Here is a 770-nt window from a genome sequence, read left to right as displayed (position 1 = left end):
TTGGATGTCCTTTAAGGAGGTAATCCGAAATTCTAGACTGCAGGAAAGGTTAATTTCCCAATGCCTGCTTTTCGGAAAAACCTCTTTTTACCAGTGAAACCCACTTTCCGCAGTATTTTTTTGATAATCAATATTTTTCTCGATAGCGTTTTTAAAAAATATTAAAAAAGAATATCCTCATCAGGGTCCTGAATGGAACCACCTGATGCCACCAGGCCACATATCCGGGCATTACCCCTGACCTTGATGCTTCTTCAGTATTTCCGTACCTTCCTATATTGACCCTTTCTCCATTGTCTTCGGGCTCATTTGAGTAGTCAGAGGAAGAATAACCTGCATCAATGCACGGAGAACTTATGCGATCCTTTACCCAGGATTTCCCATTCCATCTACCTCCTGTCGATCTAAGATGGTAATCTTGATTTTTCGGGTCTGCAAAAAGAGGATTTGCATAGATATCGCTTTTTGATTCTGTGTTGATGTAGTCTCCAGCTTCATTATTATAGAGGCAGTTATTTTGCAGCACGAAGGTATGTGTTCCAGGGAGGTAATTGATCACGCAGTACCCTGTCCCTCGCGGATCTTTCTTACGCTTAAGGGTATTTACTATAATGTTGTTGCGGATAATGGTAGTGTATCCTGTACCAGCAGGGGAAAGATCGGTAGATTTGCCTTCAGGGTACATATGGATTACTGCAGCATGGTATACACCCTGTCTCTTATACACATCTCCGAGCCCACGAGACGGACTCCTATCTCGTATGCCGTCT

At 42.7% G+C, this 770-nt stretch carries 1 pseudogene; it reads right to left on the bottom strand.

Features of this window, described 5'->3' with window-relative positions:
- Positions 1 to 151: 151 nt before the first annotated feature.
- Positions 152 to 770 (bottom strand): annotated as a pseudogene (locus tag EO95_RS16090) (hypothetical protein); the annotation flags it as partial.

It is taken from the genome of Methanosarcina sp. 1.H.T.1A.1 (assembly GCF_000979295.1).
Taxonomy (GTDB): domain Archaea; phylum Halobacteriota; class Methanosarcinia; order Methanosarcinales; family Methanosarcinaceae; genus Methanosarcina.
This window is presented reverse-complemented; position numbering and strand designations above follow the sequence as displayed.